Annotated in this window: 19 protein-coding genes; 16 read left to right on the top strand and 3 right to left on the bottom strand. The window is 65.6% G+C overall.

Annotated elements, in window-relative coordinates; all coding sequences use genetic code 11:
- The first annotated feature begins 3 nt into the window (after nucleotides 1–3).
- The 14 genes from nuoG (at nucleotide 4) to EYF70_RS06740 (ending at nucleotide 13651) form a co-directional block, all read left to right on the top strand.
- Complete coding sequence (nuoG, locus tag EYF70_RS06675) at nucleotides 4–2343, top strand: NADH-quinone oxidoreductase subunit NuoG (protein ID WP_131144710.1); 2340 nt, start codon at nucleotides 4–6, stop codon at nucleotides 2341–2343.
- Nucleotides 2343–3422, top strand: a complete 1080-nt coding sequence (gene nuoH / locus EYF70_RS06680; protein ID WP_131144711.1) for an NADH-quinone oxidoreductase subunit NuoH — start codon at nucleotides 2343–2345, stop codon at nucleotides 3420–3422. The genes nuoG and nuoH overlap by 1 nt, the downstream gene beginning before the upstream one ends.
- A 12-nt stretch (nucleotides 3423–3434) precedes the next feature.
- Nucleotides 3435–3923 (top strand): NADH-quinone oxidoreductase subunit NuoI, encoded by a 489-nt coding sequence (gene nuoI, locus EYF70_RS06685; protein WP_130188321.1) that lies wholly within the window; start codon nucleotides 3435–3437, stop codon nucleotides 3921–3923.
- 18 nt (nucleotides 3924–3941) lie between these two features.
- On the top strand, nucleotides 3942–4571 hold the full coding sequence (locus EYF70_RS06690; RefSeq protein WP_131144712.1) for an NADH-quinone oxidoreductase subunit J: 630 nt from the start codon (nucleotides 3942–3944) through the stop codon (nucleotides 4569–4571).
- Nucleotides 4568–4876: an NADH-quinone oxidoreductase subunit NuoK gene (gene nuoK, locus EYF70_RS06695; protein WP_131144713.1), complete on the top strand. Its 309-nt coding sequence runs from the start codon at nucleotides 4568–4570 to the stop codon at nucleotides 4874–4876. The genes EYF70_RS06690 and nuoK overlap by 4 nt, the downstream gene beginning before the upstream one ends.
- A gap of 36 nt (nucleotides 4877–4912) precedes the next feature.
- Nucleotides 4913–7039, top strand: a complete 2127-nt coding sequence (gene nuoL / locus EYF70_RS06700) for an NADH-quinone oxidoreductase subunit L (RefSeq protein ID WP_131144714.1) — start codon at nucleotides 4913–4915, stop codon at nucleotides 7037–7039.
- A gap of 24 nt (nucleotides 7040–7063) precedes the next feature.
- Nucleotides 7064–8563 carry an NADH-quinone oxidoreductase subunit M gene (locus EYF70_RS06705; protein ID WP_131144715.1) on the top strand — a complete coding sequence of 500 codons (1500 nt, stop codon included), beginning with the start codon at nucleotides 7064–7066 and terminating at the stop codon, nucleotides 8561–8563.
- Nucleotides 8564–8585: 22 nt separating this feature from the next.
- Nucleotides 8586–10076 (top strand): NADH-quinone oxidoreductase subunit NuoN, encoded by a 1491-nt coding sequence (gene nuoN, locus EYF70_RS06710; protein ID WP_131144716.1) that lies wholly within the window; start codon nucleotides 8586–8588, stop codon nucleotides 10074–10076.
- A gap of 3 nt (nucleotides 10077–10079) precedes the next feature.
- The gene (locus EYF70_RS06715) at nucleotides 10080–10397 is read left to right on the top strand and encodes a DUF2818 family protein (RefSeq protein ID WP_131144717.1); all 318 of its coding nucleotides are present in this window, start codon (nucleotides 10080–10082) and stop codon (nucleotides 10395–10397) included.
- Between the two features lie 79 nt (nucleotides 10398–10476).
- Nucleotides 10477–11040 carry an NUDIX domain-containing protein gene (locus EYF70_RS06720; protein ID WP_131144718.1) on the top strand — a complete coding sequence of 188 codons (564 nt, stop codon included), beginning with the start codon at nucleotides 10477–10479 and terminating at the stop codon, nucleotides 11038–11040.
- A 107-nt stretch (nucleotides 11041–11147) separates the two neighbouring features.
- Nucleotides 11148–11837, top strand: a complete 690-nt coding sequence (locus EYF70_RS06725; RefSeq protein ID WP_229420886.1) for a hypothetical protein — start codon at nucleotides 11148–11150, stop codon at nucleotides 11835–11837.
- 325 nt (nucleotides 11838–12162) lie between these two features.
- Complete coding sequence (gene ispD, locus EYF70_RS06730) at nucleotides 12163–12852, top strand: 2-C-methyl-D-erythritol 4-phosphate cytidylyltransferase (protein ID WP_131144720.1); 690 nt, start codon at nucleotides 12163–12165, stop codon at nucleotides 12850–12852.
- Complete coding sequence (gene ispF, locus EYF70_RS06735; protein ID WP_131144721.1) at nucleotides 12849–13343, top strand: 2-C-methyl-D-erythritol 2,4-cyclodiphosphate synthase; 495 nt, start codon at nucleotides 12849–12851, stop codon at nucleotides 13341–13343. The genes ispD and ispF overlap by 4 nt, the downstream gene beginning before the upstream one ends.
- A gap of 11 nt (nucleotides 13344–13354) precedes the next feature.
- A complete protein-coding gene (locus EYF70_RS06740) occupies nucleotides 13355–13651 on the top strand; it encodes a hypothetical protein (protein ID WP_131144722.1) in 297 nt (98 codons plus the stop codon).
- A gap of 219 nt (nucleotides 13652–13870) precedes the next feature.
- On the opposite strand, the gene EYF70_RS06745 is transcribed toward EYF70_RS06740, so the two are convergent.
- The gene (locus EYF70_RS06745) at nucleotides 13871–15103 is read right to left on the bottom strand and encodes an MFS transporter (RefSeq protein WP_131144723.1); all 1233 of its coding nucleotides are present in this window, start codon (nucleotides 15101–15103) and stop codon (nucleotides 13871–13873) included.
- Between the two features lie 83 nt (nucleotides 15104–15186).
- Between EYF70_RS06745 and EYF70_RS06750 the strand changes: the two genes are divergently transcribed.
- Both EYF70_RS06750 and EYF70_RS06755 read left to right on the top strand, forming a co-directional pair.
- A complete protein-coding gene (locus EYF70_RS06750; RefSeq protein ID WP_131144724.1) occupies nucleotides 15187–15843 on the top strand; it encodes a TetR/AcrR family transcriptional regulator in 657 nt (218 codons plus the stop codon).
- On the top strand, nucleotides 15840–16256 hold the full coding sequence (locus EYF70_RS06755) for a VOC family protein (RefSeq protein ID WP_131144725.1): 417 nt from the start codon (nucleotides 15840–15842) through the stop codon (nucleotides 16254–16256). Before EYF70_RS06750 ends, EYF70_RS06755 begins: the two co-directional genes overlap by 4 nt.
- A 12-nt stretch (nucleotides 16257–16268) precedes the next feature.
- On the opposite strand, the gene EYF70_RS06760 is transcribed toward EYF70_RS06755, so the two are convergent.
- Together EYF70_RS06760 and EYF70_RS06765 are read right to left on the bottom strand one after the other, a co-directional pair.
- Nucleotides 16269–18446: an ATP-binding protein gene (locus EYF70_RS06760; RefSeq protein WP_131144726.1), complete on the bottom strand. Its 2178-nt coding sequence runs from the start codon at nucleotides 18444–18446 to the stop codon at nucleotides 16269–16271.
- Nucleotides 18443–19042, bottom strand: coding sequence for a biliverdin-producing heme oxygenase (locus EYF70_RS06765; protein ID WP_131144727.1), 600 nt, complete (start codon nucleotides 19040–19042; stop codon nucleotides 18443–18445). Before EYF70_RS06765 ends, EYF70_RS06760 begins: the two co-directional genes overlap by 4 nt.
- Nucleotides 19043–19051 lie beyond the last annotated feature (9 nt).

Here is a 19051-nt window from a genome sequence, read left to right on the forward strand (position 1 = left end):
ATCATGGTTGAAATCGAAATTGACGGCAAAAAGGTAGAAGTCCCACCGGGTTCAATGGTGATGGACGCTGCCAACAAACTGGGAACCTACATCCCGCACTTCTGCTATCACAAGAAACTGTCGATCGCAGCGAACTGCCGCATGTGCCTCGTCGAGGTGGAGAAGGCGCCGAAGCCGCTGCCGGCCTGCGCCACTCCCGTCTCCGCGGGCATGATCGTGCGCTCGCACAGCGAGAAGGCCGTTCAGGCGCAGAAGTCGGTGATGGAATTCCTGCTGATTAACCACCCGCTGGATTGCCCGATCTGCGACCAGGGCGGCGAGTGCCAGCTGCAGGATCTGGCCGTGGGCTACGGCAAGAACAACTCCCGCTACGAGGAAGAAAAGCGCGTCGTCGTGCCGAAAGAGGCCGGCCCGCTGGTCTCGATGAAGGAGATGAGCCGCTGCATCCACTGCACCCGCTGCGTGCGTTTCGGCCAGGAAGTGGCCGGCGTGATGGAACTGGGCATGCTGGGCCGCGGCGAACACGCCGAGATCACCACCTTCGTCGGCGAAGCCGTCAGCTCCGAGCTGTCCGGCAACATGATCGACCTGTGCCCGGTGGGCGCGCTGACGTCGAAGCCGTTCCGCTACAGCGCCCGCACCTGGGAACTGTCGCGCCGCAAATCCGTCTCGCCGCACGATGGCCTGGGTGCCAACCTGATCGTTCAGGTCAAGCAGGGCAAGGTCAAGCGCGTGCTGCCGCTGGAAAACGAAGCGATCAACGAGTGCTGGATTTCCGACAAGGACCGCTTCTCGTACGAAGCGCTGGATTCCGCCGAACGCCTGACCCAGCCGATGCTGAAGCAGGGCGGCGAATGGAAGGAAGTCGACTGGCAGACCGCGCTGGAATATGTCGCGCACGGCTTGAAGAATATCCGTCACGAACATGGCCCCGAAGCGATCGCCGCCTACGCCACCGCGCACTCCACGCTGGAAGAGCTGGCACTGCTGAAGAAGCTGGCCTCCGGCATCGGTTCGGACAACATCGATTTCCGCCTGCGCCAGACCGACTTCGCGCTGGACGGCCAGGTCACGCCGTGGCTGGGCATGCCGATCGCCGACGTGTCGAACCTGCAACGGGCGCTGGTCATCGGTTCGTTCCTGCGCAAGGATCACCCGCTGCTGGCATCGCGCCTGCGCGCCGCCGTGAAGAACGGCGGCCAGCTGACGCTGATCCACGCCACCCGCGACGACAGCCTGATCACGGTGGCCAACAATATCGTGGCCGCGCCGTCCGACTGGCTGGCCGCGCTGTCGGGCATCGTCTCCGCCATCGCATCGGCCAAGGGCGAAGCGGCGCCAAGCGGCTTCTCCGGCGAGTTCAATGACGCCGCCAAGGCGGCCGCCGCGAGCCTGCTGTCCGGCGAACAGAAAGCTGTCTTCCTGGGCAACGCCGCCGTGCACCACCCGCAAGCGTCGGCCATCGCCGCCGCCGCGCAGTGGATCGCCAACGCGACCGGCGCCAAGCTCGGTTACCTGACCGAAGCGGCCAACACCGTCGGCGGCTACATCGCCGGCGCGTTCTCGCAGAAAGCCGAAGCCGCCTTCGCCACGCCGAAGAAGGCCTACGTGCTGCTGAACGCCGAGCCCGAGTTCGACGCCGCCAACCCGGCGCAGGCCGTGGCCGCGCTGAAGGGCGCCGAGATGGTCGTGGTGATGTCCGCCTTCAAGCATGGCGCGGACTATGCCGACGTGCTGCTGCCGGTCGCGCCGTTCGCCGAAACCTCCGGTACCTTCGTGAACTGCGAAGGCCGCGCGCAAAGCTTCAACGGCACCGTGAAACCGCTGGGCGAAGCCCGCCCGGCCTGGAAAGTGCTGCGCGTGCTGGGCAACATCCTCGGCCTGCCGGGCTTCGACTACGAAACCTCGGAATCGGTCCGCGACGAAGTGCTGGGCGCCGGCGTGACCGACGTCTCCGCTAAATTGTCGAACGTGTCGACTATTGCTTTGAAGTCTTCCCTGTTCGGCGCCGGCGACAAGCTCGAACGCATCGCCGACGTGCCGATCTACTTCGCCGACGCACTGGTGCGCCGTTCGCCGCCGCTGCAGGCCACCGTCGACGCGCAGGCGCCGAAGGCGGTCATCTCGGCCGCGCTGGCCGGACAGATCGGCGTGAAGACCGGTGACATGGTGCAGGTGCTGCAAGGCGCCGGCTCCGCGATCCTGGAAGCGCGCGTCGATGCCGGCCTGCCGGCCAACGTGGTGCGCGTCTCCGCGGCCCACGCTTCGACCGCGACGCTGGGTGACATGTTTGGCCCGATCTCCGTGGCCAAAGCTGGAACTGCAGCAGGGGAGGGCAAATAATGGCACTGGAATTCGTCAATACCATCAACACCGCCGGCGCCGATGCGCTGGGTTCGGCCTGGCCGTTCGTGTGGACGATGATCAAGCTGCTGTGCGTGCTGATGCCGCTGCTCGGCATGGTGGCCTACGCCACGCTGTGGGAGCGCAAGCTGATCGGCTTCATCCAGATCCGTATCGGCCCGAACCGCGTGGGCCCGATGGGCCTGCTGCAACCGATGGCCGACGGCATCAAGATGCTGCTGAAGGAAATCGTCGTGCCGACCAAGGCGGCCAAGAGCCTGTTCGTGATCGGCCCCGTGATGACCATCATGCCGGCGCTGGCCGCCTGGTCGGTGGTGCCGTTCGGCCCGGAAGCCGTGCTGGCCAACGTCAACGCCGGCCTGCTGGTGCTGCTGGCGATCACCTCGATGGAGGTGTACGGCATCATCATCGCCGGCTGGTCGTCGAACTCGAAGTACTCGTTCATGGGCGCCATGCGCGCCTCGGCGCAGATGATCTCGTACGAGATCCCGATGGGCTTCGCGCTGGTCGTGATCCTGATGGTGTCCGGCTCGCTGAACTTCATCGACATCGTGGTCAGCCAGCAGACCGGCCGCTTCGCCGACATGGGCGTCAATTTCATGTCGTGGAACTGGCTGCCGCTGCTGCCGCTGTTCGTGGTCTACCTGACCTCCGGCCTGGCCGAGGCGAACCGCGCACCGTTCGACGTCGTCGAGGGTGAATCGGAAATCGTCGCCGGCCACATGGTGGAGTACTCCGGCATGTCGTACGCGATGTTCATGCTGGCCGAATACGCCAACATCATCCTCGTCGGCGCGCTGGCATCGATCATGTTCCTGGGCGGCTGGTCCGCACCGTTCGCCTTCCTGGAATTCGGCGGCGGCTTCGGCGGCTTCTTCTGGCTGTTCGTGAAGACGTTCCTGATCGTGTCGCTGTTCATCTGGGTGCGTGGTACCTTCCCGCGTTACCGCTACGACCAGATCATGCGTCTGGGCTGGAAGGTCTTCATTCCCCTCACGCTGTTCTGGCTCGTGCTCGTCGCGACCTGGATGCAGACGCCGTGGAACATCTGGAAGTAAGGAAGCGCAAAAATGACTCGAGTAAAAGATTTTATCGGCAGCATGATGCTGACCGAACTGATCAAGGGCCTCGCGCTGACGGGCAAGTACATGTTCTCGCGCAAGATCACGGTGCAGTACCCGGAAGAGAAGACGCCGATGTCGCCGCGCTTCCGCGGCCTGCACGCGCTGCGCCGCTATCCGAACGGCGAAGAACGCTGCATCGCCTGCAAGCTGTGCGAAGCGGTGTGCCCGGCCATGGCGATCACGATCGAATCCGACGAACGCGACGACGGCACGCGCCGCACCACGCGCTACGACATCGACCTGACCAAGTGCATCTTCTGCGGCTTCTGCGAAGAATCGTGCCCGGTCGACTCGATCGTCGAAACGCACGTGCTGGAATACCACGGTGAAAAGCGGGGCGACCTGTACTACACCAAGGAGATGCTGCTGGCTGTCGGCGACCGCTACGAGGCGGACATCGCCGCCAACCGCGCCGCGGATGCCGCGTACCGCTGATCTGGATCGGACTTACACATGACTTTTACAACCGTTTTGTTCTACGTGTTCGCGGCCATCATGGTGGTTTCCGCGGCACGCGTGATCACGGCGCGCAACCCCGTGACGGCGGCACTGTTCCTGGTGCTGGCCTTCTTCCAGGCAGCCGGCATCTGGATGCTGCTGAAAGCCGAGTTCCTCGCCGTCGTGCTGGTGCTCGTCTACGTGGGCGCCGTGATGGTGCTGTTCCTGTTCGTCGTGATGATGGTCGACATCGACCAGACCGAGTTGCGCAAGAACTTCTGGAGCTACCTGCCGGTGGCCTCGATCGTCGGCGGCATCATCGTGCTGGAGATGGCTTCCGTGCTGTGGCGCAGCTTCGGCGTGGAAACGCCGGTGCCTGAAGCGGCCAACACGATCGGCACCACGAAGGCGCTGGGCCTGCTGATCTACACGCAATACATCTACGCGTTCGAAGTGGCCGCCGTGATCCTGCTGCTGGCGATCGTCGCCGCTGTCGCGCTGACGCTGCGCCGCCGCAAGGACATCAAGTACTTCGATCCGGGCGAAGCCGTGCGCGTCAAGCGCAACGACCGCCTGAAGATCGTCAAGATGGACGCCGTCAAGAAGGAAGTCGCGTCCACCGTAGCAACCAAGGAGGCACCATGACCCTGTCACTGGCACATTACCTGGTCCTGGGCGCGATCCTGTTCGCGATCGCGATCGTCGGTATTTTCCTGAACCGCAAGAACGTCATCGTGCTGCTGATGGCGATCGAACTGATGCTGCTGGCGGTGAACACCAACTTCATCGCGTTCTCCCACTTCCTGGGCGACGCGGCGGGGCAGATCTTCGTGTTCTTCATCCTCACGGTGGCGGCGGCGGAAGCGGCAATCGGCCTCGCGATCCTCGTGCTGATGTTCCGTAACCTGGACACCATCAACGTCGAAGACCTGGACAGCCTCAAAGGCTAGTTTTTAACCCTCGAATAATAAACAGATAGGTTCATCATGACGGGGCTTAACCCTAACCTTCTCCTCGCTGTTCCCCTCGCGCCGTTGGCGGGGTCCGCGATCGCGGGCCTGCTGGGCACGAAGTTCTTCGGCAACGTGGTCAACCGCAAGGTCGCCACGGCGGCAACGATCCTGGGCGTGCTGGTCGCGTTCCTGATCTCCTTCCAGGTCTTCATGCAAGTGATGGACGTGAAAGGCATCGCCTACAACGAAACGGTCTACCGCTGGATGACCGTGGCCGGCGTCAACCTGGAAGTGGGCTTCCAGATCGACTCGCTGACCGCGATGATGATGTGCGTCGTGACCTTCGTGTCGCTGATGGTGCACATCTACACCATTGGATATATGGCCGAGGACGAAGGCTACAACCGCTTCTTCTCGTATATTTCGCTGTTCACCTTCTCGATGCTGATGCTGGTGATGTCCAACAACTTCCTGCAGCTGTTCTTCGGCTGGGAAGCGGTGGGCCTGGTGTCGTACCTGCTGATCGGCTTCTGGTACAAGCGTCCGACCGCGATCTTCGCCAACATGAAGGCGTTCCTCGTGAACCGCGTGGGCGACTTCGGCTTCATCCTCGGCATCGGCCTGATCCTGGCCTATACGGGCACGATGGATTACCAGGAAGCGTTCGCCAAGAAAGACCTGCTGGTCAACGCGACGCTGCCGGGCACCGACTGGATGGTCATCACGGTGGCCTGCATCTGCCTGTTCATCGGCGCGATGGGCAAATCGGCCCAGTTCCCGCTGCACGTGTGGCTGCCGGACTCGATGGAAGGCCCGACCCCGATCTCGGCACTGATCCACGCCGCGACGATGGTTACCGCCGGCATCTTCATGGTGTCGCGCATGTCGCCGCTGTTCGAACTGTCGGACGTGGCACTGTCGTTCATCCTGATCATCGGCTCGATCACCGCGCTGTTCATGGGCTTCCTGGGCATCATCCAGAACGACATCAAGCGCGTGGTGGCTTACTCGACGCTGTCGCAGCTGGGCTACATGACCGTCGCGCTGGGCGCGTCGGCCTACTCGGTGGCCGTGTTCCACCTGATGACGCACGCGTTCTTCAAGGCGCTGCTGTTCCTCGGCGCCGGTTCCGTGATCATCGGCATGCACCACGACCAGGACCTGCGCAACATGGGCGGCCTGCGCAAGTACATGCCGATCACGTGGATCACGTCGCTGCTGGGTTCCCTGGCACTGATCGGCACGCCGTTCTTCTCGGGCTTCTACTCGAAGGATTCGATCATCGAGGCGGTGCACGCCACGAACCTGCCGGGCGCCGGCTTCGCGAACTTCGCGGTGCTGGCCGGCGTGTTCATCACGGCGTTCTACTCGTTCCGCATGTACTTCCGCGTGTTCCACGGTCCGGAAAACTTCGGTAAAGCCCATGCGCACGGCCACGACGACCATCATGCCAAGCATCACGACCACGCGACGGCCAAGGCCGCCCATGGCGACCCGCACGCGCTGCACGATTCGGACGCGCACCATGAAGAGGAAGACGACGACCATGGCCACCATGGCCTGGCACCGGGCGAGAAACCGCACGAGTCGCCGTTCGTCGTCTGGTTCCCGCTGGCCGCGCTGGCGATTCCTTCGGTGATCATCGGCTTCCTGGCCGCCGGCCCGATGCTGCATGGCGACTTCTTCAACGGTGTCATCACCGTCGACGCCGCCAAGCATCCTGCAATGGCCGAGCTGAACAAGATGTGGCACGGCCCCGTCGCGATGGCCCTCCACGGCCTGCAGACGGCACCGTTCTGGCTGGCCCTGGCCGGCGTCGTGGCGTCGTACTACTGCTACATGGTGAACCCGCGCGTACCGGCATGGTTCTATGACAAGTTCAAGTTCCTGCACACGCTGCTGGACAACAAGTACTACATGGATGCGTTCAACCAGGCCGTGTTCGCCAAGGGCGCGCGCGTGCTGGGCAACGGCCTGTGGCAGGTGGGCGACCGCGCCATCATCGACGGCTTCGTCGTCAACGGTTCGGCCAAGCTGGTGGGCTGGTTCTCGTCGCTGACGCGCCTGGCGCAGACGGGTTACATCTACCACTACGCGTTCGTGATGATCATCGGCATCCTGGGCTTCCTGGTGTACTTCCTGCCGTTCTGGCACGCCTAACGCCACACGCAAAAGAGATAAAAGATGCAGTCAACGATTAATAATCTTCCTCCTTACCTCAGCCTGTCGATCTGGCTGCCGATCCTGTTCGGCGTCATCATCCTGGCGATCGGCCGCGATTCGCGCGCCGGACTGGTACGCGTGCTGGCACTGATCGGCTCGATCGTCTCGCTGCTGCCGACGATCCCGCTGTTCACGCAGTTCGACAATGCCGCGCACGGCATCCAGTTCGCCGAAAGCAGCCCGTGGATCGAGCGCTTCAACATCCACTACTTCCTCGGAATCGACGGCCTGTCGCTGTGGTTCGTGCCGCTGACCGCGTTCATCACGATCATCGTCGTGATCTCCGCCTGGGAAGTGATCCAGGAGCGCGTGGCCCACTACATGGGTGCGTTCCTGATCCTGTCCGGCCTGATGATCGGCGTGTTCACCGCGCTCGACGGCCTGCTGTTCTACTTCTTCTTCGAAGCCACGCTGATCCCGATGTACATCATCATCGGCGTGTGGGGCGGTGCCAACCGCGTGTACGCGGCGTTCAAGTTCTTCCTGTACACGTTCCTCGGCTCGCTGCTGACGCTGGTCGCGATCATCTACCTGTACAACAAGTCCGGTTCGTGGAACATCCTCGAATGGCACCAGCTGCCGCTCACGATGACCGAGCAGGTGGCGATCTTCCTGGCGTTCTTCATGGCCTTCGCCGTGAAGGTGCCGATGTTCCCGGTGCACACCTGGCTGCCGGACGTGCACGTGGAAGCGCCGACCGGCGGTTCCGCCGTGCTGGCCGCGATCATGCTGAAGCTGGGCGCCTACGGCTTCCTGCGGTTCTCCCTGCCGATCACGCCTGATGCCTCGCAGTACCTGGCGCCGATGGTCATCGTGCTGTCGCTGATCGCCGTGATCTACGTGGGCCTGGTGGCCCTGGTGCAGAAGGACATGAAAAAGCTGGTCGCCTATTCGTCGATCGCGCACATGGGCTTCGTCACGCTGGGCTTCTTCATGTTCAACGCGATGGGCACGCAGGGCGCCATCATGCAGATGATCTCGCACGGCTTCGTGTCCGGCGCGATGTTCCTGTGCATCGGCGTGCTGTACGACCAGGCGCACTCGCGCCAGATCGCCGACTACGGCGGTGTCGTCAACAAGATGCCGAAGTTCGCCGCGTTCTTCATCCTGTTCTCCATGGCCAACTGCGGCCTGCCGGCCACCTCCGGCTTCGTGGGTGAATTCATGGTGATCCTGGGTGCCGTGCAGTTCAACTTCGTGACCGGCATCCTGGCCGCGACCGCGCTGATCCTGGGCGCCGCCTACTCGCTGTGGATGGCCAAGCGCGTCATCTTCGGCAAGGTGGCGAACCACCACGTGGCCGAGCTGGTCGACCTGAACAACCGCGAATTCCTGATGCTGGGTCTCCTGGCGATCGCGACCCTGTACATGGGCCTGTATCCAGCGCCGTTCACCGACACGATGCAAACCTCGGTGGCCGACCTGCTGCAGCACGTGTCGCAGACCAAGCTGGCCCAATGATTGCAGATAGGACCTTAGTTTTATGAATCCGACCGATACCAATCTCGCACCGATCTACGCCGAGATCTTCCTGCTGATCGCCACCTCGGCGATCCTGCTGATCGACGTGTACCTGCCTGCCGCGAAACGGAACATCACGTACATGCTGTCGCTGCTGGCCCTGGCCGGCACGGCGTTCATCACGTACGGCGATTTCGCCGCCGGCACCACGACCTATGCGTTCAACAACATGGTCGTGTCCGACCCGATGGGCAACCTGCTGAAACTGTTCACCTACCTGTCGGTGGGTGTCACGCTGGTGTATGCGCGCCAGTACACGACGGACCGCGGCATGTTGAGCGGTAACCTGGGCGGCGAGTTCTACGGCCTCGCGCTGTTCGCCACGCTGGGCCAGATGGTGATGATCTCGGCAAGCAGCTTCCTGTCCATCTACCTGGGCCTGGAACTGATGTCGCTGTCGCTGTATGCGCTGGTCGCCCTGCGCCGCGACAACACCAACGCCACCGAGGCTTCGATGAAGTACTTCGTGCTGGGCGCGCTGGCTTCCGGCTTCCTGCTGTATGGCATGTCGATGCTGTACGGCGCGACGGGCACGCTGGACCTGGGCACGATGTCGGCCAAGATCGCCGCCGGCACCATCAACAACACGATCCTCGTGTTCGGCCTGGTGTTCGTGGTGGCCGGCCTGGCATTCAAGCTGGGCGCCGTGCCGTTCCACATGTGGGTACCGGACGTCTACCAGGGTTCGCCGACCGCCGTCACGCTGCTGCTGGGCGGCGCGCCGAAGCTGGCCACGTTCGCCATCGTGGTGCGCCTGCTGGTGGAAGGCCTGATCCCGCTGGCCTTCGACTGGCAGCAGATGCTGCTGATCCTGGCCGTCATGTCGCTGGTGATCGGCAACCTGACCGCCATCGCGCAGACCAACCTGAAGCGCATGCTGGCGTACTCCACGATCGCACAGATGGGCTTCGTGTTGCTGGGCATGATGGCTGGCGTGGTCGGCACCGACCAGTCCAATGCGTCGGCCGCCTACAGCTCGGCGATGTACTACTCGATCACCTACGTGCTGACCACGCTGGCCACTTTCGGCCTGATCATGGTGCTGGCCCGCGCCGGGCATGAAGCCGAGGAACTGGCCGACTTCAAGGGCCTGGGCAAGCGTTCCGGCTGGTATGCGCTGCTGATGACCGTGCTGCTGTTCTCGCTGGCCGGCGTGCCGCCGATGATGGGCTTCATGGCCAAGCTGACCGTGCTGCAATCGGTGCTGAAGACCGGCCACCTGTGGCTGACGGTGTTCGCCGTGATGGCGTCGCTGGTGGGTGCGTTCTACTACCTGCGCGTCGTGAAGGTGATGTGGTTCGACGAGCCGAGCGACACGGCACCGATCCGCGTTGCCGGCGACAAGAACATCGTGCTGGGCCTGAACGGCCTGATGGTGGTGGTGCTGGGCGTGGTGCCCGGCCCGCTGCTGAACGCGTGCATGCACGCGATGAGCAAGACGCTGGCGTCGTAATCGATGGACGTCGGCGCCTCGGCCTGGTTGGTCATCCTGCTGGCACTGGTGCTGGCCAACCTGCCGTTCTTCAACGAACGCCTGTTTTCCGTGGTCGCGCTGAAAGGCGCGGCAGGGCAGGCGCCCGTCAAACCCTTCTTCGTGCGGCTGCTCGAACTGACGGTGCTGTTCTTCATCGTCGGCGGCATCGGCCGCGCGCTGGAAGGGCGCATCGGTACCGTGTTCCCGCAGACGTGGGAGTTCTACGCGATCAGCGCCTGCATGTTCATCGTCCTCGCCTTCCCCGGCTTCGTCGTCCGCTACCTGAAGAAGAAGCACTGAGCGGCGGCGGCCCGCCACCGCGGCTTCACTTGCCTTCCCGCGCTGCTACACTGTGGCTTTTACGATCACAGGAGCGTTCATGAGCGACGATGCTCACCTGAAGGAAGTGAAGATCGACGGCGGCATCGCCTACGACGGCGGTTTCCTCAAGATTCACAAAGACCGTGTGCGGCTGCCCAACGGCGCCATCACCCACCGCGAATACATCCGCCACCCGGGCGCGGTGGCCATCCTGCCGGTGCTGGACGATGGCCGTATCCTGGTCGAGCGCCAGTTCCGTTACCCGAACGAGCAGGTCTTCATCGAATTCCCGGCCGGGAAGATCGACGAGGGCGAAGACCATCTGGAATGCGCGAAGCGCGAGCTGGAAGAAGAAACCGGCTACACCGCCACCGAATGGCATTTCGTCACCACCATCCACAACGCCATCGCCTATTCCGACGAGCACCTGGACCTGTACCTGGCACGCGGCCTGAAGCCCGGCCCGGCCAAGCTGGACGAAGGCGAATTCGTCGAATGCATTACCGCAACGCTCGACGAGCTGCTGGACTGGGTTCGCAGCGGCCGCATCACGGATGTAAAGACGATCATCGGCACCCTCTGGCTCGACAAGCTGCACCGCGGAGACTGGAAGCTGGACTGACCATGCCGCGTGTTTCGCCGCTGCCGCTTCATCCGGGGAGCTTTCCGCCGCGTCCTTTGCCGCGCTTGTTGCCACGCTTGTTGCCACGTCCGCTGCCTCGTTTGCTGGTGCTTGTTCCGCTGGCGTTGCCGTGGCTGCCCGCGCAGGCGCAGGCCGCCCCGGCGCGCACCGCCTTCCAGGTACGCTGCGAGGATACGATCACGAAGACCGTCTCGGTGTTCTCGGCAAGACAGAACGGCTACACCATCAACACGCAGCTGTCCTACAAGATGCTGACCACGATGAAGGGCGTCGCGCGCCGCAACGAATTCGTGCTGGGCCTGACGCGCACCGAATCGATGGTGCAGATCGGGGCGGAAGGGGCGATGCTGCAAGACCCGGCCACCGGCTACGAATGCATCGCGCCGCGGCTGAAGGTGCAGCTGACCTATGCGCCGGTGAAGATCTACGTGGGCAGCGAGTTCCCGGCCGGTACCTGCGGCTACCGGGAAATCCTGGCGCACGAGATGCGGCACATGCAGGCCTACATGGATCATTTGCCGAAGGTGGAAAAAACCGTCGCCGCCGCGCTGGCCAAGCGCTTCGGCGGCAAGCCGTTCTACGCGCCGAGCGGCACCGCGCGCACGGCCCTGTCCTTCGAGATCGACTCCGGCTGGCTGCCCTACATCAAGGCCGAGATGGCCAAGGTGGAAGCGGTGCAGGCGGCGATCGACGCGCCGGCCGAATATGCCCGGCTGTCGAAGGCCTGCAATGGCGAGATCCAGAAGATCCTGGTCAAGACGCGGGCTGGCCGCTGACCTTTGCCGACACCATGAGGCGGCCGATCACCCCGCATCCAGGAAATATTTTGAAAACCGGGGACTGTCCCCGATTCCTGGAAATTTTGTGTCGGCGATATAAGTCATCGCCTGGCGTTGAACGTATTTGCCTGAATCTCGGCGTGGATGCGGTATTTGAAGTAAAAAGGTTGCCGAAAAATGGGGACAGTCCCCGATTTTTGGCAACATATTGTGTAGCTGGTACGCGACAGGTCGGTGATTCCGCCATGCGTCAAGCCGGCTTCCCTGAAAATGTGTCGTCGGAAGGCCCGGTTCTGCCGGCTTTTACGATGTTGAAGGTGAAATGAATTATTTTGCACTGATCCCCGCCGCCGGCGTGGGTGCCCGGATGGCGGTGGGCTATCCGAAACAATACCTGCCGCTGCTGGGCAGGCCGATGCTGCGCCATACGGTCGAGGCATTCCTGCGTTCCCCACTGATCGCGCATACCTATGTCGTCGTCAGCCCGGAGGATGGCTACGTGGCCGACGTCCTGCCGCCCGACCTGGCGGGGGTGACGGTACTGCGCTGTGGCGGAGCGACCCGCATGGAGTCCATCCGCAACGGCCTGCGCCTGCTGGCGCCCATGGTCGGCGCCGATGACCGCGTGCTCGTGCACGACGCGGCGCGCCCCGGGCTCACGCCGGCACTGGTCGGCAAGCTGGTGGCCGAGGCGGGCACGGAGCCGGCCGGCGGGCTGCTCGCGCTGCCGGTCGTCGACACCGTGAAGAGCACGCGCGGCGGCGGCGTCACCACGACGCCGCGCGACGGCCTGTGGCTGGCGCAGACCCCGCAGATGTTCCCCTACGCGCTGCTGCGCCGGGCGCTCGAGGAAGCGCCCGATCCCGATGCGATCACCGACGACGCCAGCGCCGTCGAACTGCTCGGCCTGTCGCCACGGCTGGTCGAGGGCCATCCGCGCAACCTGAAGGTGACGCTGCCGGCCGACATCCGCATCGCTGAAATGTATCTATCGATGGAATCCACCCAATGAAAAAACTCCCGTTCCGCATCGGCCAGGGCTACGACAGCCACCGCCTGGTCGAGGGCCGCAAGCTGATCCTCGGCGGCGTCGACATCCCCCATGTCAAGGGCCTGGATGGCCATTCCGATGCCGACGCGCTGCTGCATGCCGTCACCGACGCGATCCTGGGCGCCGCGGCGCTGGGCGACATCGGCCGGCATTTCCCCGACACCGCCGTTGAATTCAAGGGCGCCGATTCGCGCGTGCTGCTGCGCGTCGCCGCAGAGCGGGTCAAGGCAACCGGCTACGACATCGGCAATGTCGACGCGACGATCATCGCCCAGAAGCCGAAGATGGCGCCGCACATCGCCACCATGGTCGCCAACATCGCCGCCGACCTGGGCGTCGAGCCGGGCCAGGTGAACGTGAAGGCCAAGACCAACGAGAAGATGGGCTACCTGGGGCGCGAAGAGGGCATCAATGCCGAAGCCGTCGCGCTGCTGGTGCTGCGCGCGGACTGACTGGGCGCACCATGGCACGCGACCTGTCCGCCTACCGCGAGGTGGCCGTGGAATCGTTCGACGACCGGGGCACCGTGCGCGTGCGCCCGGTTGTCGGCCAGGCCTACCACCCGCTGCTGCGCGTGCAGTGCTCGCGCGCGCTGGTCGCCGGCCATCCGGTGGGCACGCGCTTTCTCGTGCATGCCAAGCTGACCGACCGCCTCGGCGGCCCGCCGTTCCTGTACGTCTACCACGGCGATCCGGTGGTGGTCCTCAGCCCCGCGCAGGCACGAAAATTCCTCGCCGAATTCCGGCGGGGCCGCATCTGACACTCCCCGAAAAACGGTGACAGGCACCATCTAATAGGCATCAGATGTTCCAGAAAAACCGGTGACAGGCTCCAATTAATTCGCAACAGGTGTTCCAGAAAAAATGGAGCCTGTCACCGTTTTTGAGGCAACAGATGTTTCAGAAAAAATGGAGCCTGTCACCGGTTTTCAGGAAACATTTGCCGGCGCACAGATGGCGGCATCGGCGGCAGGAGCAACTCACGGGACCGCATGCAGCGCGCTGCGGTGCCGGTCGCGGCCGAAGTGCCAGCCGACGGCGGCGGTGGCCAGCGCGAACACGCCGCCCACGACCATCGCGCTCGGCACCCCCAGGTGGTCGACGGCAAGGCCGCCCACGCCGGCGCCCGAGGCCAGCGCCACTTGCGCGGTGGCGACGAACAGCGCGCCGCCCGTCTCCATGCCATCCGGCGCGGCGCGGAACATCCAGTTCTGCAGCGAGATCGGCATCGCGCCGAAGCCCAGCCCCCAGATCATGACCAGGGTCGTGGCGGCGATCGCGCCCTGGCCGAACAGCGGCAGCGCCACGGTAGCGAGGCCGACGACGAGCCCGGTGCCGATCAGCGCGGCACGGGCGCTCCGTTCCGCGGCCCATCCGCCGATGATGTTGCCGACAAAGCCGGCAGCGCCATAGGCCAGCAGCAGGACGCTGACCGTGCGCACGCTCATCGCCGATACCTGCACCAGGAAAGGCGTGATGTAGGTGTAGGCGGCGAACTGGCCGATGAACATCAGCACCGTGGCCGCCAGGCCGACCCTGGCCTTGGCATTCTTCAGCAGCAGCGGCAGGTCGCGCGCCCGGGTGGCCCTGGTCGGCGGCAGCGGCGGCAGCAGGAACACCTGGATCGCCAGCACCAGCACGCCGATGCCGGCGGCGATGCCGAACGCGGTGCGCCAGCCGAACAGTTCGCCGATCAGGGCGCCGGCCGGCACGCCGGCCACGGTACCGATCGAGACCCCGCCGAAGATCAGCGCCGTGGCGCGGGTGGCGTACCGCAGCGGCACCAGCCGCGGGCCGATGGCGACACCGATCGACCAGAAGCCGCCCACGCCGATCCCCAGCAGCGAGCGGCCCATGAGGATCGGCCAGAACGACGTGGCGAACGTCACCAGCAGGTTCGAGACCACCATCACGCCCATCAGCGCCCACAGCACGTGGCGCCGGTCGGCCCGCCCCACGCCGACCGTTACCGCCAGGGCGGCAATGGCCGCGACGATGCCGGGAACCGTGACGAGCAGTCCGGCCAGCCCTTCGGTGACATGCAGTTCGGCGGCCATCTGCGGCAGCAGGCCGACCGGCAGGAACTCGGTGGTCACCAGCGCGAACGCGCCGATGCCCACCGACAGGACGGCCAGCCAGGCGGCAAGGCCGGGCGGCCCGTCGTCGGGCGCGGGGACGAGGGGATCGGAGGAGGCCGTGGCAGGTGCGTGCATGATGTTTTCCTTGAGTTTTTAACCGGCCGGTTATAATCTACCGGTGTCGCGGCATACGTCAAGGATTTTTTTAACCGATCGGTATGAAAGAACTGGATAAGCATCAGGCAAGCGAGCCGCAGGCCCGGCCAGCCCGCCCGCGCACGGGGCGCCCGCGCACGTTCGACGAGGACGACGCGCTCGATCGCGCCATGGAAGTGTTCTGGGAAAAAGGCTACGAGGGCAGCTCGCTGCCGGAGCTGACCGCCGCGATGGGCATGAACCGGCCCAGCCTCTACGCCGTGTTCGGCAACAAGGAGGGGCTGTTCCGCCGCGCCGTGGCGCGCTACCAGAGCACGCGGCTGGACTTCTGCGACGCGGCGCTGGAGGCGGCCACTTCGCGCGAGGTCGTGGAACGGCTGCTGCGCGGCTCTGCCGATGTGCAGACGTGCCCCGACAGCCCGCATGGCTGCCTCGGCACCAGCGGCGCATTGGCCTGCGGCGACGAGGCGCGCCCGCTGCGCGATGAACTGGTGGCACTGCGCAGCGCGCGCGAACAGCGCCTGCGCCTGCGCCTGGAACGCGCGGTCGCGGAGGGCGACCTGCCGGCCCACGCCGACGCGGCGCAACTGGCCAGCTTCGTTGCCACCATCGTGCAGGGCATGGCCGTGCAGGCCGCGGGCGGCGCCACTCGTATTGAGCTCTACCGCACCATCGATTTCGTCATGGCCACATGGCCGGGAAAACAGGAGGCCCGATGATCGCCATTCGTGAACTCGACCACATCGTGCTGCGCGTTGTCGACCTGGAGCGCATGATGCGTTTCTATACCGAGGTGCTGGGTTGTCCGGTCCAGCGGCGGCAGGACGAGATCGGCCTGGTGCAGCTGCGCGCCGGCAGCGCGCTGGTCGACCTGGTACCCGTCGACGGCAAGCTGGGGCGGATGGGCGGCGCGCCGCCGGGGAAGGAGGGGCGCAATGTCGACCACTTCTGTTTCCGCGTCGAGCCGTTCGACGAGGCCGCGATCCGCGCCCACCTGGAGCGGTTCGACGTTGCCAGCGGGCCGGCCGAAGCGCGCTACGGCGCCGAAGGCGAGGGGCCGTCGATCTACCTCACGGACCCGGAGGGCAATACGGTGGAGCTGAAGGGCGCGCCGTACCCGGCCAGCCGATAGCCGCGCTGCCCGCTAAGCCGGCCGAAGCGGGAACGCCACCCGGAACACCACGTGCGGCGCTTCGTAGCGGTAGGTGACGCTGCCGCCGTGCCCCTTGACGACGTTCTCGGCGATGTACAGGCCCAGTCCCATGCCGCTGCGGTTGGCACGGTTCTGCAGCGCCATCCGCTTGAAGGGATTGAACAGTTGCGCGGCCAGTTCGGGTGCGATCGGCGCGCCGTCGTTGCGCACTTCGAGCACCGCCTGTCCTTCCTCGGCGCGCAGCGAAACGAGGATGGGCTGGCCGTTGGCGCCGTGGTGGCGCGCGTTGCTGAGCAGGTTGCTGATGACCTGCGCCATCCGGTCCGGATCGGCGCAGCCATGCACCTCGGGCTCGATCGCGGCATGGTAGACGGTGCCGGGGTGGGCCATGCGCGCTTCGTCGAGCAGGTCCTCCAGCGCCTTCGACAGGTCGACGTCGGTCTTGCGCATGGCCAGCCCCAGGCCGCTGTCGAGGCGGCTCATGTCGAGCACCTGGCTGATCAGGCGCTGCATCCGGCCTGACGATCGCTCGATGCGCTGCCCCAGCTGCTGCGGCTGGGCGCCGTGCTGCAGCACCGAGGCGGCCATCGAGATCGACTGCAGCGGATCGCGCAGGTCGTGGCCCAGCATCGCCAGCAACTGCATGCGCGCCTTTTCCGTCTCGGCATGGCGCGCCATGCTGGCCCGGTGCATCTCGCCCAGCAGCTGGTCGGCCACCATCAGGCGCGCCGATTCCCAGGGCACCGCCTTGTCGTGCACGGACTCCACCCATTCGTCGAACGAGCCGCGCGGCGTCAGGCGGTGGCCCAGCGGGCCGGTCTTCTCCAGTTTGTCGGGCTTGCCCGCCCAGCGCACTGTCTCGATCTGCTCCTTGCGCAGCGCCAGCAGCCAGCCGCTGGCGGCCGGGTCGAAGTGCAGCGCCAGCAGCCCGACCCAGGGGCCAAGGCGCTCGCGCAGCGCTTCCGGCCACTGCTCGCGGCTGAAGCGGTGCACCATCTCGTCGCCATCTGGCGGCAGCGAGGCCACGATCGCCGCGGCCAGGTCGTCGTCGACGCCGTGCGCCGTCAGCTTGCCCTGTTGCGCGAACACCAGTGCGTCGGCGGCCAGGTTGCCGGCCAGTTCGTCGGCGTGGCGCTCCAGCGCGGCCAGCACGTCGTCCTCCTGCAGCAGCGTTTCGATCAGCCGCGTGCGCGCCACCGCGGCCTGTTCGGCCAGCGCGGCCCGCTCGCGCGAGTCGAGGCTTTGCACGGCGGCGGCCAGCACCTGCGCCATCACGTCGCACGCCATCCGCACCGAGTAAGGCACGCGCAGCGGCGCCATGTGGTGGCAGGCGATCAGCCCCCACAGCCGGCCGTTGATCACGATCGATACGCTCATCGACGCGCCCACGCCCATGTTCTGCAGGTATTCGATGTGGATCGGCGATACGCTGCGCAGCACGCAGTGGCTCATGTCCAGCGGCGCATCGCTGGCCGCGCCCAGCACGGGCACCGGCGTGTAGCCGACATCGGCGATCAGGCGCAGCGTGTTGATCGTGTACAGCCGGCGGGCCTGCGCGGGAATGTCGCCGGCCGGGTAGCGCATGCCGAGGAACGGCTTCAGGTCGTCGCGGAGCGCTTCGGCGACGACGTCGCCGCTGTCGTCGTGGCGGAAGCGGTAGGCCATCACGCGGTCGAAACCGGTGATCTCGCGCACCTGTTCCACGGCGTGGCGCAGCAGCGCCTCGATCGAGCGCTGGCGGCGCAGCCGTTCGATCGCCGCGTGGGCTTTCAGGGCGAAAGCGGCCAGCGCGTCGGCCGCCACCTGGCGCAGTTCGAATTCGGCGATCGCCTGGGTGCCGTTGCCGTGCACGACGCAATCGAAGGTGTGGCCGTTGCCGCGGCTTTCGATGCCGGTCGGCGAATCAGCACCTTCTTCCAGGCAGGCGCGCAACTGCTCCACCACGCCCGCCTCGAGCGCCAGCCCGGTGTAGGGAATACCCATCGCAGGCGTGATGCCCAGCAGGCCGGCCACGTTGGCGCTCCATGCGCGCAGGGTGCCGTCGGCGGCGAACGCCAGCAGCGCGCCGTGCGGCTGGATCAGGCCGGGGATGTGGATCGGTTCGTCGGCGCAGTTGTCCAGGCCGACCGGCTGGGGCGGTTGCGCCTGGGGAGCCGGCGCATCGCTCATGCGGCGGCCCGCGCCGGCGCGGCGGTGGCGGCCCGGCGCAGCGCGATCAGGCTGTCGAAGGCATCGCAGGCGCCGCGGCACGCTTCGGCCACCGCGGCTTCGCCGTGCACATGCTCGCGCAGCGCGCGGAGGAACTGCTGCCAGCGCGGGCCGGGCGGCACGCCGGGATGCAGGTAGCGCAGTGGATGCGGTGCCAGCCGCTCCGCAAGCCGGCGGTACAGCACCGCGCCGCCCAGGCGCGAGCCTTCGATCACGTACGACACGCCCCAGCGATAAGCGGCATTGTCGCCGCCATGCCAGGGCGCTGCGGCAAGCCGCGGGCCGGCGCCAGCCAGCGACGGGTGGGCCAGGTCGGCCTCGATCTGCGGCAGGTGGGGCTGTGGCGGCAGCAGTGCGGCATCCTGCGGACCGTCGCTGAAACGGGCCTGCCAGGCCTCGATCGGCACGAGCCAGCAGCGCAGCAGCGCCAGGTGGTCACGGTAGTCCTGCAGGGTGGGCGCCGGCCGGGCGAGCGGCATGCCGCCATCCAGCTCGGCGTGGCGGGTGGCGGTTGCGTCGCGCAAGGCGGCGAGGATCTCGATGCGTTCGGCGGTCATCCCGTGATT

The sequence above is a fragment of the Pseudoduganella albidiflava genome, assembly GCF_004322755.1.
GTDB classification, from domain to species: Bacteria; Pseudomonadota; Gammaproteobacteria; order Burkholderiales; family Burkholderiaceae_D; genus Rugamonas; species Rugamonas albidiflava.

Bases quoted from the DNA above. Each gene is read 5' to 3' on its own strand.
- EYF70_RS06690 (WP_131144712.1), top strand. From the start codon at position 3,942: ATGACTTTTACAACCGTTTTGTTCTACGTGTTCGCGGCCATCATGGTG.
- EYF70_RS06760 (WP_131144726.1), bottom strand. From the start codon at position 18,446: ATGAGCGATGCGCCGGCTCCCCAGGCGCAACCGCCCCAGCCGGTCGGC.
- EYF70_RS06720 (WP_131144718.1), top strand. From the start codon at position 10,477: ATGAGCGACGATGCTCACCTGAAGGAAGTGAAGATCGACGGCGGCATC.
- EYF70_RS06740 (WP_131144722.1), top strand. From the start codon at position 13,355: ATGGCACGCGACCTGTCCGCCTACCGCGAGGTGGCCGTGGAATCGTTC.
- nuoI (WP_130188321.1), top strand. From the start codon at position 3,435: ATGACTCGAGTAAAAGATTTTATCGGCAGCATGATGCTGACCGAACTG.
- nuoG (WP_131144710.1), top strand. From the start codon at position 4: ATGGTTGAAATCGAAATTGACGGCAAAAAGGTAGAAGTCCCACCGGGT.
- nuoL (WP_131144714.1), top strand. From the start codon at position 4,913: ATGACGGGGCTTAACCCTAACCTTCTCCTCGCTGTTCCCCTCGCGCCG.
- nuoH (WP_131144711.1), top strand. From the start codon at position 2,343: ATGGCACTGGAATTCGTCAATACCATCAACACCGCCGGCGCCGATGCG.
- EYF70_RS06745 (WP_131144723.1), bottom strand. From the start codon at position 15,103: ATGCACGCACCTGCCACGGCCTCCTCCGATCCCCTCGTCCCCGCGCCC.
- ispD (WP_131144720.1), top strand. From the start codon at position 12,163: ATGAATTATTTTGCACTGATCCCCGCCGCCGGCGTGGGTGCCCGGATG.
- nuoK (WP_131144713.1), top strand. From the start codon at position 4,568: ATGACCCTGTCACTGGCACATTACCTGGTCCTGGGCGCGATCCTGTTC.
- EYF70_RS06750 (WP_131144724.1), top strand. From the start codon at position 15,187: ATGAAAGAACTGGATAAGCATCAGGCAAGCGAGCCGCAGGCCCGGCCA.
- EYF70_RS06715 (WP_131144717.1), top strand. From the start codon at position 10,080: ATGGACGTCGGCGCCTCGGCCTGGTTGGTCATCCTGCTGGCACTGGTG.
- nuoN (WP_131144716.1), top strand. From the start codon at position 8,586: ATGAATCCGACCGATACCAATCTCGCACCGATCTACGCCGAGATCTTC.
- EYF70_RS06755 (WP_131144725.1), top strand. From the start codon at position 15,840: ATGATCGCCATTCGTGAACTCGACCACATCGTGCTGCGCGTTGTCGAC.
- EYF70_RS06765 (WP_131144727.1), bottom strand. From the start codon at position 19,042: ATGACCGCCGAACGCATCGAGATCCTCGCCGCCTTGCGCGACGCAACC.
- ispF (WP_131144721.1), top strand. From the start codon at position 12,849: ATGAAAAAACTCCCGTTCCGCATCGGCCAGGGCTACGACAGCCACCGC.
- EYF70_RS06705 (WP_131144715.1), top strand. From the start codon at position 7,064: ATGCAGTCAACGATTAATAATCTTCCTCCTTACCTCAGCCTGTCGATC.